Annotated in this window: 16 protein-coding genes and 1 pseudogene; 10 read left to right on the forward strand and 7 right to left on the reverse strand. The window is 68.9% G+C overall.

The window, feature by feature from the left end; all coding sequences use genetic code 11:
* The first annotated feature begins 10 nt into the window (after positions 1 to 10).
* Positions 11 to 805 (forward strand): carbon-nitrogen hydrolase family protein, encoded by a 795-nt coding sequence (locus ACIBI9_RS52285; RefSeq protein ID WP_397234840.1) that lies wholly within the window; start codon positions 11 to 13, stop codon positions 803 to 805.
* Positions 806 to 959: 154 nt separating this feature from the next.
* Here ACIBI9_RS52285 and ACIBI9_RS52290 read toward each other — a convergent pair whose 3' ends face one another.
* Positions 960 to 1,304, reverse strand: coding sequence for an ester cyclase (locus ACIBI9_RS52290; RefSeq protein ID WP_397234842.1), 345 nt, complete (start codon positions 1,302 to 1,304; stop codon positions 960 to 962).
* On the reverse strand, positions 1,301 to 1,738 hold the full coding sequence (locus ACIBI9_RS52295) for a MarR family winged helix-turn-helix transcriptional regulator (RefSeq protein WP_397234844.1): 438 nt from the start codon (positions 1,736 to 1,738) through the stop codon (positions 1,301 to 1,303). The genes ACIBI9_RS52290 and ACIBI9_RS52295 overlap by 4 nt, the downstream gene beginning before the upstream one ends.
* Before the next feature lie 161 nt (positions 1,739 to 1,899).
* Between ACIBI9_RS52295 and ACIBI9_RS52300 the strand changes: the two genes are divergently transcribed.
* On the forward strand, positions 1,900 to 2,316 hold the full coding sequence (locus ACIBI9_RS52300; RefSeq protein ID WP_397234846.1) for a hypothetical protein: 417 nt from the start codon (positions 1,900 to 1,902) through the stop codon (positions 2,314 to 2,316).
* A 157-nt stretch (positions 2,317 to 2,473) separates the two neighbouring features.
* Here ACIBI9_RS52300 and ACIBI9_RS52305 read toward each other — a convergent pair whose 3' ends face one another.
* Complete coding sequence (locus ACIBI9_RS52305) at positions 2,474 to 2,869, reverse strand: DUF6086 family protein (RefSeq protein ID WP_397234848.1); 396 nt, start codon at positions 2,867 to 2,869, stop codon at positions 2,474 to 2,476.
* A 102-nt stretch (positions 2,870 to 2,971) separates the two neighbouring features.
* Between ACIBI9_RS52305 and ACIBI9_RS52310 the strand changes: the two genes are divergently transcribed.
* Positions 2,972 to 3,556, forward strand: a complete 585-nt coding sequence (locus ACIBI9_RS52310) for a hypothetical protein (protein WP_397234850.1) — start codon at positions 2,972 to 2,974, stop codon at positions 3,554 to 3,556.
* Between the two features lie 81 nt (positions 3,557 to 3,637).
* On the opposite strand, the gene ACIBI9_RS52315 is transcribed toward ACIBI9_RS52310, so the two are convergent.
* Positions 3,638 to 4,471, reverse strand: a complete 834-nt coding sequence (locus ACIBI9_RS52315) for a class I SAM-dependent methyltransferase (RefSeq protein ID WP_397234852.1) — start codon at positions 4,469 to 4,471, stop codon at positions 3,638 to 3,640.
* A gap of 114 nt (positions 4,472 to 4,585) precedes the next feature.
* On the opposite strand from ACIBI9_RS52315, the pseudogene ACIBI9_RS52320 reads away from it, so the two are divergent.
* A pseudogene (locus tag ACIBI9_RS52320) lies at positions 4,586 to 4,684 on the forward strand (zinc-binding dehydrogenase); the annotation flags it as partial.
* Here ACIBI9_RS52320 and ACIBI9_RS52325 read toward each other — a convergent pair.
* Positions 4,662 to 5,399 carry an ArsR/SmtB family transcription factor gene (locus ACIBI9_RS52325; RefSeq protein ID WP_397234854.1) on the reverse strand — a complete coding sequence of 246 codons (738 nt, stop codon included), beginning with the start codon at positions 5,397 to 5,399 and terminating at the stop codon, positions 4,662 to 4,664. The pseudogene ACIBI9_RS52320 and the gene ACIBI9_RS52325 sit on opposite strands and share 23 nt — an antisense overlap.
* Positions 5,400 to 5,464: 65 nt before the next feature.
* Here ACIBI9_RS52325 and ACIBI9_RS52330 point away from each other — a divergent pair, with 65 nt between their 5' ends.
* Positions 5,465 to 6,850 carry an MFS transporter gene (locus ACIBI9_RS52330; RefSeq protein ID WP_397234856.1) on the forward strand — a complete coding sequence of 462 codons (1,386 nt, stop codon included), beginning with the start codon at positions 5,465 to 5,467 and terminating at the stop codon, positions 6,848 to 6,850.
* 8 nt (positions 6,851 to 6,858) lie between these two features.
* Here ACIBI9_RS52330 and ACIBI9_RS52335 read toward each other — a convergent pair whose 3' ends face one another.
* Both ACIBI9_RS52335 and ACIBI9_RS52340 read right to left on the reverse strand, forming a co-directional pair.
* The gene (locus ACIBI9_RS52335) at positions 6,859 to 7,848 is read right to left on the reverse strand and encodes a S66 peptidase family protein (protein ID WP_397234858.1); all 990 of its coding nucleotides are present in this window, start codon (positions 7,846 to 7,848) and stop codon (positions 6,859 to 6,861) included.
* 137 nt (positions 7,849 to 7,985) lie between these two features.
* Complete coding sequence (locus ACIBI9_RS52340) at positions 7,986 to 8,252, reverse strand: hypothetical protein (RefSeq protein WP_397234860.1); 267 nt, start codon at positions 8,250 to 8,252, stop codon at positions 7,986 to 7,988.
* 653 nt (positions 8,253 to 8,905) lie between these two features.
* On the opposite strand from ACIBI9_RS52340, the gene ACIBI9_RS52345 reads away from it, so the two are divergent.
* The 5 genes from ACIBI9_RS52345 (at position 8,906) to ACIBI9_RS52365 (ending at position 13,001) form a co-directional block, all read left to right on the forward strand.
* On the forward strand, positions 8,906 to 8,983 hold the full coding sequence (locus tag ACIBI9_RS52345; RefSeq protein ID WP_397234998.1) for an arabinofuranosidase catalytic domain-containing protein: 78 nt from the start codon (positions 8,906 to 8,908) through the stop codon (positions 8,981 to 8,983).
* A 200-nt stretch (positions 8,984 to 9,183) separates the two neighbouring features.
* Entirely contained in the window at positions 9,184 to 11,595 is a 2,412-nt protein-coding gene (locus tag ACIBI9_RS52350) for a nitrate- and nitrite sensing domain-containing protein (protein ID WP_397234862.1), read from the forward strand.
* Positions 11,592 to 12,026: a roadblock/LC7 domain-containing protein gene (locus ACIBI9_RS52355; protein ID WP_394494606.1), complete on the forward strand. Its 435-nt coding sequence runs from the start codon at positions 11,592 to 11,594 to the stop codon at positions 12,024 to 12,026. The genes ACIBI9_RS52350 and ACIBI9_RS52355 overlap by 4 nt, the downstream gene beginning before the upstream one ends.
* Positions 12,023 to 12,421 carry a DUF742 domain-containing protein gene (locus ACIBI9_RS52360; RefSeq protein ID WP_397234864.1) on the forward strand — a complete coding sequence of 133 codons (399 nt, stop codon included), beginning with the start codon at positions 12,023 to 12,025 and terminating at the stop codon, positions 12,419 to 12,421. Before ACIBI9_RS52355 ends, ACIBI9_RS52360 begins: the two co-directional genes overlap by 4 nt.
* On the forward strand, positions 12,402 to 13,001 hold the full coding sequence (locus ACIBI9_RS52365) for a GTP-binding protein (protein ID WP_397234866.1): 600 nt from the start codon (positions 12,402 to 12,404) through the stop codon (positions 12,999 to 13,001). Before ACIBI9_RS52360 ends, ACIBI9_RS52365 begins: the two co-directional genes overlap by 20 nt.
* Positions 13,002 to 13,004 lie beyond the last annotated feature (3 nt).

The raw sequence follows: 13,004 nt of genomic DNA on the forward strand, positions 1-13,004 counted from the left end.
GAGACCCTGCATGCTCGTCACCGTCGGACAGTTCAGCGCCACCACCGACAAGTCCGCCAACCTCGACGCCGCCACCGGGCTGATCGAGCAGGCGGCGGCCCGAGGGGCGCGGCTCGTCGTCCTGCCGGAGAACGCCATGTACTCCAACCCGGACGTGACCGCCGACATCGTCCCCGAGTCGGAGCACCTCGACGGGCCCTTCGCGACCGCGATCGGCACGCTGGCGAAGCAGCACGGCATCGCCGTCGTCGCCGGCATGACCGAGGCGCCCGCCGGGGAATACGGCAAGCCCAGCAACACCGTGCTCGCCGTGGACGCGGGCGGCGACCTGCTCGGCGTCTATCGCAAGGTGCACCTCTACGACGCCTTCGGCTACCGCGAGTCCGACCGGGTGCAGGCGCACGCGCCCGAACCGCTCGTCTTCACGCTGGACGACCTCACCTTCGGCGTCCTGACCTGCTATGACCTCCGTTTTCCGGAGATGGCCCGGTTCCTGGTCGACGCCGGGGCCGAGGCCCTCGTCGTACCCGCCGCGTGGGTCGCCGGGCCCGCCAAGGAGGACCACTGGATCACGCTGGTCCGCGCCCGCGCGATCGAGAACACCGCCTACGTCCTGGCCAGCGGGCAGACCGGGCCTGTCTGCACCGGGCAGAGCGCGATCGTGGACCCGATGGGCGCCGTCGTGGCGTCGGCGGGCGAGGCCCCGGGGGTGGTGTCGGCCGTCATCGGCGCGGAGCGGCTGCGTGCCGTACGCGCCAAGAACCCCAGCCTGGCCAACCGCCGCTTCAAGGTGCTCCCCGCCTGAGCTCCTTGTGAAAGGAGTGCGATGAAGATCCGGCGTCCCACGGCCTCCGGCGCTGTCCGGCATCCCCGGCGTGGACGCGGACGGGCCCGTGGTCGCCGCCGGCGGCGGGCTCGCAGCGGAACCCTCCGGCGATCGTCGTGCCCGAACCGCCAGCTCAGGAGTCGCGTCGCAGCGACGACAGCCCCCACAGCTCGGCGATGCGTCCGTCGCGCACGCGGAAGATCTCCAGCATGGTCGGGGGTTGCTGCCCGGGAATGCCGTGCACGCTCGTACGGACGGCGGCCGTGTCCCCTTCGACGACCAGGTCCTCGACGACGACCTGGGCATCCGGGAACGCCTCGTGGAACCGCTGCCACGCCCGGGTGACGCTCTCGGGGCCGGTCGTGGCCAGGGGGTGGCTGTAGAAGTCCGCGGTGAAGATCTCCACCGTGGCGGCGTGGTCGTGGGCGTTGAACGCCGCGTACATGCGTCGGGCAGCGGCCCGTACGTCTTCGGTCATCGGCTCTCCTGCTCGATCATGTTGGCGCGGACGCGGCGCAGAACGCCCAGCACGATCTCCTGCTGTTGTGCGGTGACGCCGTCGAGGAGCCGCTCCTGGTACGCCTGGTGTGATCGCTCCAGATCGGCCGCGACCCGCTCACCGTCGGGGGTCAGCGCGGCCAGGGTGTAGCGGTTGTCCGCCGGGTCCAGACGACGACCGACCAGCCCTTCGGCCTCGAACGCCTTGACCAGTCGGGTAACGCTCGCACCGTCGATGCCCAGCGTCCGGCGCAGGTCGCTGTGGCTGGTCTCGCCGTCACGCCACAGCCGGACCAGCAGCTGCACTCGGTGGGGGCTCATGCCCACGTGCCGGGGGAACGCCTGCCGCAGCTCCGCGCAGGCCCCACCGAGCTCACGGAAGAACGTGTCCTCCGGCGTCTCTTCACGCACCATCTCTTTATACTCTCAACTCTTGAGGACATCAAGAGATAGGCTTGTCGGCGGCACTGCGTAACCAGCGGTTCTACGGATGGTGAGGGGGTGGCTTTACTCATGATTCGGATGACCGGTAAGGTGGTTTTGTCAAGATCTATTTACCTTCATGAGGTTGAAGCATGACCCGCAACAAGCTCGTATCCGTTCTCCTCGGTTCCGCCGCCACGGCCGCCCTGCTGCTGACCCCGGCAACGGCCGCCTCCGCACAGGCCGGCGCCGCCTCCACCGCGACGAAGGCTGGTACGGCGTCGGCCCGAGCTGGGATCGAGCGCGACAGCGTCAGTTGCTCCAAGCCCAAGGGCAAGTGGGCCAACTACTCCTGGGGCGAGGGGAACACGACCGCGACCATCTACTTCAACAACCATTGCAGCCACAAGGTCAGTGTCAAGATCATGTTCGTCAGGAAGGGCTCGGTCGGCAACGCGGCCGCCAAGTACCGTTGCATGACGGTCAACGCCAACACCAAGGGCAAGAAGAAGTTCTACGCCGCCGTCTACAAGCCGTATTCCGTGACCCGGGTGGCGCGCTGCAGCTGAGCTGAGAGGCTGCCCTCACGATCATCGATCAAGGTGCTTCGTACAGCAGGGATACAGCAGCTCTTGACCGGCGCCCATTCTGCGAGCAGGACGCCAGGAATTCGTATCTCCTAGGCACCACCCCACGTCGAGGCCGAGCTGGGCGTCCGGCTCGGCCTCAGCGTGGCATTGCCCGAGCGTGGTGCGCCGAGAGGGCCGCCCATCGCTCGACATCACGTACCGGGCCGGCCGGCGGCCATGGGTCGTCGTTCACGTCAGAATGGGGAAGCTCTGCTCCGCCGCGCTCGACGAGCACCAGAGCCGTTGCTATGAAGCCCTCCATGAGTGAACGCAGGATGGGATGGTTCGAACGCTCGTAGCGCTCGATGAGTGCACCCACGAAGGCCGCGAATGCGGTCAGGTCGATCTGGCATTCGTCGCTCTCCATGGGGCCGAGTCCAGTCGGCAATCCCGTCTCGGGTGCGAGTGCCTCGGCTGATCGCATGAACAGGCGGGCAACTCCGTTCGAGGGGTTCCAGAGGACCTGATCGCCAACCTGGAAGTACTGGCTCACACTTTCCTCGCGTTTCCACAGACGGGGGCATCACTCCGCTGGGCGTGCTCGATGATCTTGCCGGTTCGACGGGTCATGGACTTGGCTGGCTAGGCTTTTCCGGTGAGCTTCGGCAATTTTGCTCGTAGGGTGCGGGACCCTGCACTGCCTTACCGATGGCGGGTGTCGGCGTTCCGTTCCTGCGTGCAATTGCATCGGCCCCTCGGGTTCGAGGCGACGCTGAGTTTTCTCGAGTCGCAGGCAGGGAGGTTCCAACGCGATGAGGCGGCACTGCTCCGTGCGCTCGACATCATCGAGACCAGTCGTGCCGCCCTGCAGGTCGAGCTCCGGGCTTATGCGACAAGGCGCCGACAGGCCAAAAGGCAAGGTCGGCGGTCTCCGCGTGCGGGGGACTCCAATCCGAATCTTCAGGCTCGCTGGTACTGGTACGGCGCTCCCCGGGAAGCGGCGCTGCACGCGTTGTGGTTCTGGCATCGGCGACATTTACCTTTTCTGATGCCTTCCGCAGACCCGGTTCTCCTGGAGATCAGCAGATGCGTCAGCGAGTGTCTGGATTCCGGTGGCGTACTCACGGCAGCGCGGCGCGAAGTCCTCGGTGCCCGTGTGAGTGAGCTTGGGCAACGTGCGTGCTCGTGGGATCTGCTGGTGGTCGTGCGGCATGTCGAGGTGGCATCCGGTCTGCGGTAATGCAAGTGCAGAACGGTGAGAGGCCGGGCCTGGTCGCAGCGGCCCGCCGCCCGCATGCTCGGTGGCGGGCCGCTGTCGAATCTACTGTTTACGCATCAGCAGCCGGCCCTGGCGGAATCGCTCTCCTTCTTGGGGCTCACGCAGCATGCGTCCCACTTCGACGAACCCTGCCTTGTGCATCAACTCGGCGAGGTCGTCGATCGGCCAGCGGTAGGCGGGCGTCACCTTGTGATCGAATTCCACCACCGGACCGCCCTCAGATTCGAAGAAGCCGAGCAGGAGGTAGCCGCCCGGGGCCAGCACCCTGTGGAACTCGGCGAAGTACGGCGGCAGTTCTTGCGGCGGGGTGTGGATGACGGAGTACCAGGACAGGATGCCGCCCAGCCCGCCGTCCGCCAGGTCCAGGGCATCCATCGAACCGACCTCGAAGCGCAGGTCAGGATAGGCCTCGCGGGCAAGCTTGATCATCGCAGGGGACAGGTCGATGCCGAAGGCGTCCAGCCCCAGGTCCCGAAGGTGCTCCGTCATGTGGCCCGGGCCGCATCCGAGCTCGGCGACCAAGGTCCCGGCATCACCGGTCCGCACGAACTCCGCGAACGCGGCGAGGGCTGCGCGATCCAGGGGCTGGCGGTCGAGTGCACCCTGGACGAACTCGGCGTAGATGACGGCGACGGCGTCGTAGGCCTCCGCCGTCGTGGTCAGATAGGAGGGGGTTTCGGTCACGGTGGATGACTCTAGACCCTGACCGGCGCCGTCGTACGGCTCTCGGCGGCGGGCTTCATGCCGGCTCTGAGCGACCTTCCGGCTGTCGACGGCGGCTTCGGACGGCACGTCGGTGGAGGTGCGGGCGTCGAACCCCTCACGACTGGTGACGGCTTCCCAGGCTGTCGCGTTCCAGCGCACGTAGCGCGGCACCCTCGCGCCCGGCGGGACGCTCATCGACGTGCGGGGCATCGGCCCGGATCGCGCGCCGGCTCTGCGGGACGCTGACCCTGGGCGGGTTTCAAGAGGCGGGCGCCCCAATTCGAGACGGTCCTGCCGCTGGCTCAGGCGGCCGAGGCACATGAGCTCAGCGAGACCGGCCGGGCCAAGGGCAAGATCGTCCTTACGCTGAACGAGGGCGCCTAGGCTCGGTGTCCGGAGTGTCCCAGTCGAGGGGGACGCCGAAGGTTTCGTGCAGGCCGGTGCGGCCCGCGTCGGTGAGCTGGACGACCCGGCGGGCCCGGCCGCGGCGCAGCCAGTCCAGCGCGAACAGCCGGGTCGCGATGGCCGCGCCGAGCGCGCCGGCGAGGTGGTGGCGGTGCTCGCCCCAGTCGACGCAGTAGCGGATCGCCGGTCGCCGCCGGGAGAACTCCTCGACGTCGATCCCGAACTCCGTCAGCTTGCCGAGACCGGCCGGGGTGATCCGGTAGCCGTTCGCGGCCGTGGCGAGCACGCCGCCGTCCACCAGCGCGGCCAGCAGCACCACCCCGAGCCGCCCGGCGAGGTGGTCGTAGCAGAGCCGGGCGCGCAGCAGCGCCTGGTTGCGTACGTCCTCACGCAGTGACGTGACCGGCAGCGGCCGGGCGATCCTGGCCAGCTCCTCCAGCGCCCGCGCCACGTCGGTGCTGGCCAGGCGGTAGTAGCGGTGCCGGCCGTCGTGCTCGACGGTGAGCAGCTTGGCCTCGCGCAGCCTGGTCAGGTGGCCGCTGATCGTGGACATGCTCACCCCGGCCTCGGCCGCCAGCGCGCTGGCCGGCAGCACGCCGCCGTCGGCGAGGGCGCGCAGCACCTTGGTCCGGGTCGGATCGCCGATGGCCGCCGCGACATGCGCGATGTCGGTCTCCGTGGCGGACTTCCACATGGCGCCAGTCTAGGACGACGACATTTCGGCGTTCACCGTAGTAGTCCCGTTCCAGACTGGAAGGCATGACGCGTACAACGAGAGAGCCGACCGTGTCCCTCTCGCAGGCCGCCGGATGGTCGCCGCTGGTCGCGCTCTGTCTTGGATATTTCCTGGTCATCCTGGACGTCACCGTGGTCACCGTGGCGATCCCGGTGATCGGCGCCAAGCTGCCCGCCGGGCTGACCGAGCTGCAGTGGGTCGTCGACGGCTACACGCTGGCGTTCGCGGGGCTGCTGCTGTTCTGTGGCGGGCTCAACGACCGGCTCGGTGGGAAGCCGGTTTTCCTGGCCGGGCTGACGGTGTTCACCGTGGCCTCGGCCTGGTGCGGGCTGGCGACGTCGGCCGGAGCGCTGATCGGTGCCCGGCTGGTGCAGGGCGCCGGTGCCGCGGCCATGGTGCCGGCCTCGCTGGCGCTGCTGCGCGACGCGTACCCGGAACGTGGGGCGCGGGCGCGGGCGTTCGGCGTGTGGGGCATGGTCGCGGGGATCGCCGCCTGCGCCGGGCCGGTGCTCGGCGGCGTGCTGGTGTCCGCGATCGGCTGGCGGGCGGTGTTCTTCGTGAACATCCCGTTCGGCCTGCTCGGCGTCCTGCTCACCGTACGGCACGTCCCCTGCCGGACAGGGCGAGGTGCCGGGCGCGGAGGGCTGGACGTCCCGGCGCAGGTGGCCGGGGCGCTGTGTCTGGCCGGGCTGACCGCGGCGTTGATCGAGGCCGGGGCGCGCGGCTGGACCTCGCCGGTGGTGCTGGGCGGGCTGCTTCTGTCCGTGCTCGCGCTGCCGACGTTCCTGCTGCTCGAACGCCGGGCACGCGCGCCGATGCTGCCGCTGGGGCTGTTCGCGAGCCGCCGGTTCTCGGCTTCGGCCGCCATCGGCGTGCTGCTCAACCTCGGCTTCTACGGCCTGCTGTTCGCCGTGCCGCTGTACTTCCAGCAGGTACGGCACCTCGACGCGATGGCGACCGGGCTGGCGATGCTGCCGATGGCCCTGATGCCGCCGATCGCCTCGCCGCTGAGCGGCTGGGTCGCCGCGCGCACCGGGCCGCGCCCGCCGATGGCGTACGGGCTGATCATCGGCGGGATCGGGCTGCTGAGCTGGCTGCCGGCCGACGGCGACACGAACTACTGGGCGCTGCTCGTACCGCTGATGCTCACCGGCTTCGGGACCGGTTTCACGATGCCGGCCGCCACCGCGGCGATCATGGAGGCGGCGCCGCCCGAGCTCGGCGGGGCGGCCTCCGCGGTGTTCAACGCCGCCCGTCAGACCGGCAGCGCGATCGGGGTGGCGCTGGTCGGCACGCTGGTCGCGGGCGGCGGTCTCGTGGCGGGCCTGCACGCCGACGTCGTCGTCGGCGGCCTCGGCTTCCTGATCGCCGCCTCACTGGCCGTCTTCGCCCTCCGCCCCGCAGATTGATCCGGCGGTCAGTGGCGTAGCAGTGTCAGGCTCGTCTCGGTGTCGGTGACGGTGAGCCGGGCCTGGCCGCCGATCGGGAAGGTGGCCAAGGGGTTGGTGTGGCCGACGTCGATGTTGGCCAGGACGGGGACGCGGCTCAGCACCGGTTGGGTGGCGATGATCTGTTCCAGCAGCGAGCGGGACATGTGGCTGGCCTGCTGGAACCGTCCGATCGCCAGTCCTCGGATTTCGGGGGCGTCGGGAAGCTGCAGCAGTGAGACCAGGTCACGGGCGAACCTCGCCGGGTGCGACTCGAAGTCGTCCTCGACGATCAGGATCGCACCGTCGAGGGACGGCATGTACGGGGTGCCCTGCAGCAGGTTCAGGGTGCACAGATTGCCGCCGACGATGCGCCCCTCTGCGGTGCCGGGGCGCAGCGGCCACCATCCCTCGTTGGGCATCAGTTCGCGCTTGTCCTGGTCGAGGAACCAGAGATCGTCGCTCCACTGCGCCGCCGGGGTCAGGGCGATCGGGGCGGTGTCGAACATGACCGAGGAGAACCAGCGCAGGGTCTCCTCGAGGTGATCTCGCATCCCGAACGTCGACCAGTGCGGACCGGAGTAGGTGACCAGCCCCGTCCGGGCGAGGATGGCGCTCTGCAGGGCGGTGATGTCGGAGTAGCCGCACAGGATCTTCGGGTTGGCGCGGATCAGCTCCCAGTCCAGGTACGGCAGGAGCTCGTTGCAGTTGTAGCCGCCGATGACCGTCAGGATCGCCGCCACCGACGGGTCCGCGAAGGCGTCGTGCAGATCGGCGAGCCGTGAGGCGACGCTGGACGAGTCGAACGCGTCCCGCTCGTCGACATGGGTGCCGTAGGAGAGCGTCAGGCCGAGCTCAGCGAACCGAGACCTGATGAGGTCGGTGTGATCGTGCTCCATCACCATCGCGCGGGACCTGGCCGGCGCCACCACGCGTACGACGTCTCCTGTGTTCAGTTTGGGAGGAAAGATCACATCCATACGACCGAAGCCTAACCGGCGTCGGGAACAATGGAACAAACCATTTCCATTGTTCCGCGACGCCGGTCTCGTCCACCGTCACCGAGAAGGCGCGAGCGATTCTCACCTGGCGCCGGCCGCGGTATCAGCGGAGGACCTCACTCTGACGAGGTGTCTTCCGACCACTCCGGGGCCGTGTTGTCGGTGTGGGCGGTGGTGCCGGAGTTGTCGGTCCAGGTGCCGTCGTTGTGGTGATCGTGGTGGTGATCGTGGCGGCGGAGATCGCGCCTGCGCTCATGCCTGTTGAGGTTGCGGTTGCGGTTCTCCACGTCCACGAAGACGCGCTGGCGCCCCTCCCGGATGGGCCGAGGAATGAAGACGGGCTTCTCGTGGCTGACGACCTTCGGCGCGGCCTGCTGCACCACGCGGGTCACCTTACGCGGTGTGGGCTGCGGCGGACCGCCGGCCGCGCTCCCGCTGGCCACCCCGGGAAGGAGCATGACACCGGCGACCGCGCCGGTAATTGCTAGTGCCGCGAGCCGCCCATGGTATGGCGCTCGCGTTCGCCGACTCTTGGTGTTCACGTGTCTCGTTTCCGTTCATGGATAGATCGGTGCGGACCCTGGCATCCGCCGTTTCAGCGGACACTCAGATGGAACCGGACATACCCATACAGATATTCTCAGTTACCTCGTTAATCCCAAATAGCACGTCAAAGCCCAAGGGTCGTAAGTAATCACGATTTTGGTGTTTGAGCGCATCCGCCCCAGCAGCCCCGGGCGATCTACCGCTCCTTGCCGAAGAATCGGATGAAGTTTCGCGTCCGGCCGGTTCCTCGCGTTGCCGAGCGACAGCGGGAGTCGGGCTCGTTGACTGATCTCTCGCTGTGGGGATTAGCGCTAACCCCAAGAACCCACATCTCGGAGAATGGGAAAACACCAGTGCGACACGTCAGCTCTTTCCGGCTTCGGGTTCAACGGGGCGTACAGCGGCTCCAACCCGGTGCCGTCGAGCTTCGCCCTTAACGGCGTCACCCTGCACCGGCGGCGTCTCCACCCCCACTCCCATCTACGCGGGCGTGATGACGTCCGGCTATCCGTCGGACGCCACCGAGAACTCGGTGCAGGCCAACATCGTCGCCGCCGGCTACAAGTGAGCCCGCCGCCGCCCCTGGCACGCGCCGGGGGCGGCGATCCGGTGAGCGACAAAGCCCGGTACAGCGGGGCTTTCGACTCAACTGCCGTATGGCTACTATCAGGCACCTATCGCCTAGTTGGGTGATTGTCACCGATTGGTGAGGAGAGTGTCCTGCACGTGGCTGGATGGGGCAGGAGCGGGCGACGGCGGACGGAGACCGTGGGCGACGGGAGCGCGTCATCCCAGCCGCGGCGGCTGGCCGGTGTCCGCCGGCTGCCCTTGCGTACGGTGCTGCTCATCATCGTGTTCGTGCCGAGCCTGACCTTTACCCCGCTGCTGGCTTCGGGCATGTTCCAGCTGTCCTCGCAGTGGCGGGCCGAGAAGGCCCAGATGGATCTGGCCACCAAGACCGTCGGCGCACCCGCGTCCGACCTGTTCTTCAGCCTCGACAAGGAACGGCGGCTCACCGCGGAGACGCAGGCCGACCCCGGCGGCGCCGCCGCCGGCAAGCTCACCAAGCAGCGCGTGGTGACCGACCAGGCCGTGAGCGCCTTCCGTCCCCTGACAGCCCTGGACACCAGCAAGGCACCTGAGGGGCTCGCCGACGCCATCGCCCGTACCGACCGCAGCCTCAACCTCCTCGACGAGCAGCGCCGGGCGGTGGACGCCGGTTGGGCCAGCCCGCAGAAGGCGTTCGACTACTACAGCGGGGTCATCGAGTCGGACCTGCGCGTGTTGACCGTCCTCAGCCACACCGACGAGGGCGAGGTGAACAGCAGCGCGCAGACCTTGGTCGACCTTTTCTGGGTCGTCAACATGATCGGCCGCGAGGACGCCGTCCTGGCCCGCGGCTGGAAGACGGGGCGCCTGACGAAGGACGAGTACGGCCTCGTCACCGACGCCGCCGGCACCAGGAAACACCTCCTGCGGTCCCAGGTGATCCCCAGCCTCACCGGCGACGAGAAGCGGTACGAGACGCTGATGACCGGCGAGGCGTGGGAGGCCATGACCGCGCTGGAAGAGCGGCTGACCCCCTCAGGCAACCAGGTGACCCTGCGCGGGGACAACGCCCAGTGGCGCTCCTCGGTGGACACGGTCACCGAGCAGGTGACGCAGCTCCTGCGGCTCCGGCTCGACCACGTCAGCAAGATCGGCTACGACCACGCCGGCATGCTCTTCGTGGTCTTCATCAGCGTCACCAGCGTCGGCCTGCTCGCCCTGGGCCTGGTGATCTTCACCAGCTGGCGCCTCACCTCCATTCTCCGCCGGCGCATCCTCCACCTGCGCGAGGACGCCCAGGAGCTCCAGCAGCGGCTGCCCAAGGTGGTCGCCCGGCTGGAGCGCGGGGAGGACGTCGACGTGGACGCGGAAGTGCGCATGCTCAAGCCCACCCCCGACGAGCTCGGCGAGCTGGGGCAGGCCCTCAACCTGGCCAGCCGCAGCGCGGTCTTCACCGCCGTACGGCAGGCCGAGCAGCACCGCGGCTTCCAGCGCATGCTCCAGCGCATCGCCCGCCGTACGCAGATCCTCATCGGCCTGCAGCTGAAGAAGCTCGACGAGCTGGAACGCAAGCACGAGGACCCCGAGGTGCTGGAGGGCCTGTTCGACCTGGACCACCTCACCGCCCGGCTGCGCCGCTACGAGGAGAACCTGGTGATCCTCGGCGGCGGGCAGCCGCAGCGCCGCTGGCGCAAGCCGGTGCACCTGCTCAACGTGCTGCGCGCCGCGCAGGGCGAGGTCCAGGACTACCGGCGGATCTCGATCGACGTCGAGGGCGAGTCCTGGGTGAGCGAGCGCGCGGTGGGACCGCTCGTCCACGTCCTGGCGGAGCTCATGGAGAACGCCACCACCTTCTCCAAGCCGATGACCCCCGTCGAGGTGCGGGCCGCACCGGTCAGCCGGGGCGTCGCCGTGGAGATCGAGGACCGCGGCCTGGGGATGGAGCCCGAGCAGTACGCCGCCGCCAACGCCCTGATGAAGTCGCCGCCGCAGCTCGACGTGATGACCCACGCCGACGACGTCCGGCTCGGCCTGTACGTGGTCGCCCGGCTCGCCGCGAGCCTGGGCCTCCAGGTGGAGCTGCGCTCGTCGGCCTTCGGCGGCACCCGGGTCATCGTGCTGCTCCCGGAAGCGCTGATCGTGGACCGCCCCCGTGCGGTGCCCGAGGAGGCCGCCCCGGCCCCGGCGCCGGCCCCGGCCCCGGCCGCGGAGGCGCCCCGCCCGCAGCCCCGCCCACAGCCCCGCCCACAGCCCCGCCCACAGCCCCGCCCGCAGGAGGAGCCGGCGGCTCCCCAAGAGGACGGGCAGTTGCCGACCCGCTCCAGGGGACGCGCGATGGCGTACGTGACAGCACCCGACGGAATCCCGGACGACGCCCTCCCGTCCGGCCTCCGGCCGCTGCCCCAGCGGGTGCGCCAGGCCAGCCTGGTCACCGAGCTCAAAGTCCCGGCGGACAGGGATGAACAGACCGAACAGGAGACCTGGGCCCTACGCGAGCAGCCCAGCCGATCCAGTGCGACAATCGGCGCGTTCCAGAGGCAGTCTCGCAGGCGCCGGACCGGTGATGACGCCTTCCAGCCCCGGCCGGACGGATCCCCCGAGCCCGGTTCACCTACGACGGAAGATCGATGATGACGCAGCGAACCACCGCCACCAACAGGGACCTGGACTGGCTGCTGGACGGCCTGGTCGATCAGGTCGCGGGCACCCGGCACGCCATCGTGCTGTCCGACGACGGCCTGGTGATCAGCCGGTCCCGGACCATCGAACGCTCCGACGCCGAACGCCTCGCCGCGATCGCCACCGGCCAGCAGAGCCTGGCTCGCGGTGTGGGGCAGCTCTTCAGCGGCGGACCGGTGCAACAGGTCATCATCGAGATGGCCGAGCTGTGGCTGTTCATCACGACCGCCGGTCGTGGCACCCATCTGGCCGTCGTCGCCTCCCAGGAGGTCGACGCCGAGCTGATGAGCGTCGCGATGCACACCCTGATCCAGCAGGTCGGCCAGAAGCTGGGCACCGACGCGCGTACCCCGCAGGCCGATGACGCGGGGAGACGCGGATGAAGCACTGGACTGAGGGGTTCGACGACGATGACGCCGACGAACCCCTTGTCCGCCCCTATACGATCACCGGCGGACGAACCGCCCCCGAGCGGGACGACCTCACGCTGATCACCCTGGTGACCTCGATCTCCGGCGTCTCTTCGCAGACCGGACGCGGGCTGAGGCGAATGCAGCCGGAGCACCGCACCATCTTCACCTTGTGCGAGCGGCCTCTGGCGGTGGCCGAAGTCGCCTCGGCGCTGAACCTCCCGGTGTCAGTGACCAAGATCCTCATTGGCGATCTGATCGAGAACGGTCAGATGCGGGCCCGGCCACCGTTGGCCTTCGCCCAGGCGGGCGGTCTTCCGGATGTGACAATTCTTGAGGCGGTGAGGGATGGCTTACGCAAGCTCTGACCAAGGGGACGACGCTCCCCTGGCGGTCAAGATTCTTATCGCCGGTGGGTTCGGCGTCGGGAAGACGACCATGGTCGGCGCGGTGAGCGAGGTCGCCCCACTGCGTACGGAGGAGTACCTCACCCACGCCAGCGTCGGCATCGACGATCTGGAAGGCGTGAGCGGCAAGTCCACCACCACCGTCGCGCTGGACTTCGGGCGCATCACCATCAACAGCGAGCTGGTGCTCTACCTGTTCGGCACCCCCGGGCAGGAACGCTTCTGGTTCATGTGGAACGACCTGGTGCACGGGGCGATGGGCGCGGTCGTCCTGGTCGACACCCGGCGGCTGGACGTGAGCTTCGCGTCGATCGACTTCTTCGAGAGCCGCGGCATCCCCTTCGTCGTCGGCGTCAACTGCTTCCACGGCGTCAAGGACCGCACGCAGGAGGAGATCCGCAAGGCGCTCGACCTCGACCCGCAGGTGCCGCTGGTGCTCTGTGACGCCCGCGACCGGGCGGCGGCCCGCGATGTGCTGCTCGCGCTGATCGACCACCTGCTGGCCGCCCGGTCCCGCACCGCGCCGCACCCCGTGGCCTGACGC

The sequence above is a fragment of the Nonomuraea sp. NPDC050451 genome (assembly GCF_044458585.1).

Coding starts and splice junctions, on each gene's coding strand:
- ACIBI9_RS52285 (WP_397234840.1), top strand. CDS start 11: ATGCTCGTCACCGTCGGACAGTTCAGCGCCACCACCGACAAGTCCGCC.
- ACIBI9_RS52290 (WP_397234842.1), bottom strand. CDS start 1,304: ATGACCGAAGACGTACGGGCCGCTGCCCGACGCATGTACGCGGCGTTC.
- ACIBI9_RS52295 (WP_397234844.1), bottom strand. CDS start 1,738: ATGGTGCGTGAAGAGACGCCGGAGGACACGTTCTTCCGTGAGCTCGGT.
- ACIBI9_RS52300 (WP_397234846.1), top strand. CDS start 1,900: ATGACCCGCAACAAGCTCGTATCCGTTCTCCTCGGTTCCGCCGCCACG.
- ACIBI9_RS52325 (WP_397234854.1), bottom strand. CDS start 5,399: ATGTGGAAGTCCGCCACGGAGACCGACATCGCGCATGTCGCGGCGGCC.
- ACIBI9_RS52330 (WP_397234856.1), top strand. CDS start 5,465: ATGACGCGTACAACGAGAGAGCCGACCGTGTCCCTCTCGCAGGCCGCC.
- ACIBI9_RS52335 (WP_397234858.1), bottom strand. CDS start 7,848: ATGGATGTGATCTTTCCTCCCAAACTGAACACAGGAGACGTCGTACGC.
- ACIBI9_RS52355 (WP_394494606.1), top strand. CDS start 11,592: ATGATGACGCAGCGAACCACCGCCACCAACAGGGACCTGGACTGGCTG.
- ACIBI9_RS52360 (WP_397234864.1), top strand. CDS start 12,023: ATGAAGCACTGGACTGAGGGGTTCGACGACGATGACGCCGACGAACCC.
- ACIBI9_RS52365 (WP_397234866.1), top strand. CDS start 12,402: ATGGCTTACGCAAGCTCTGACCAAGGGGACGACGCTCCCCTGGCGGTC.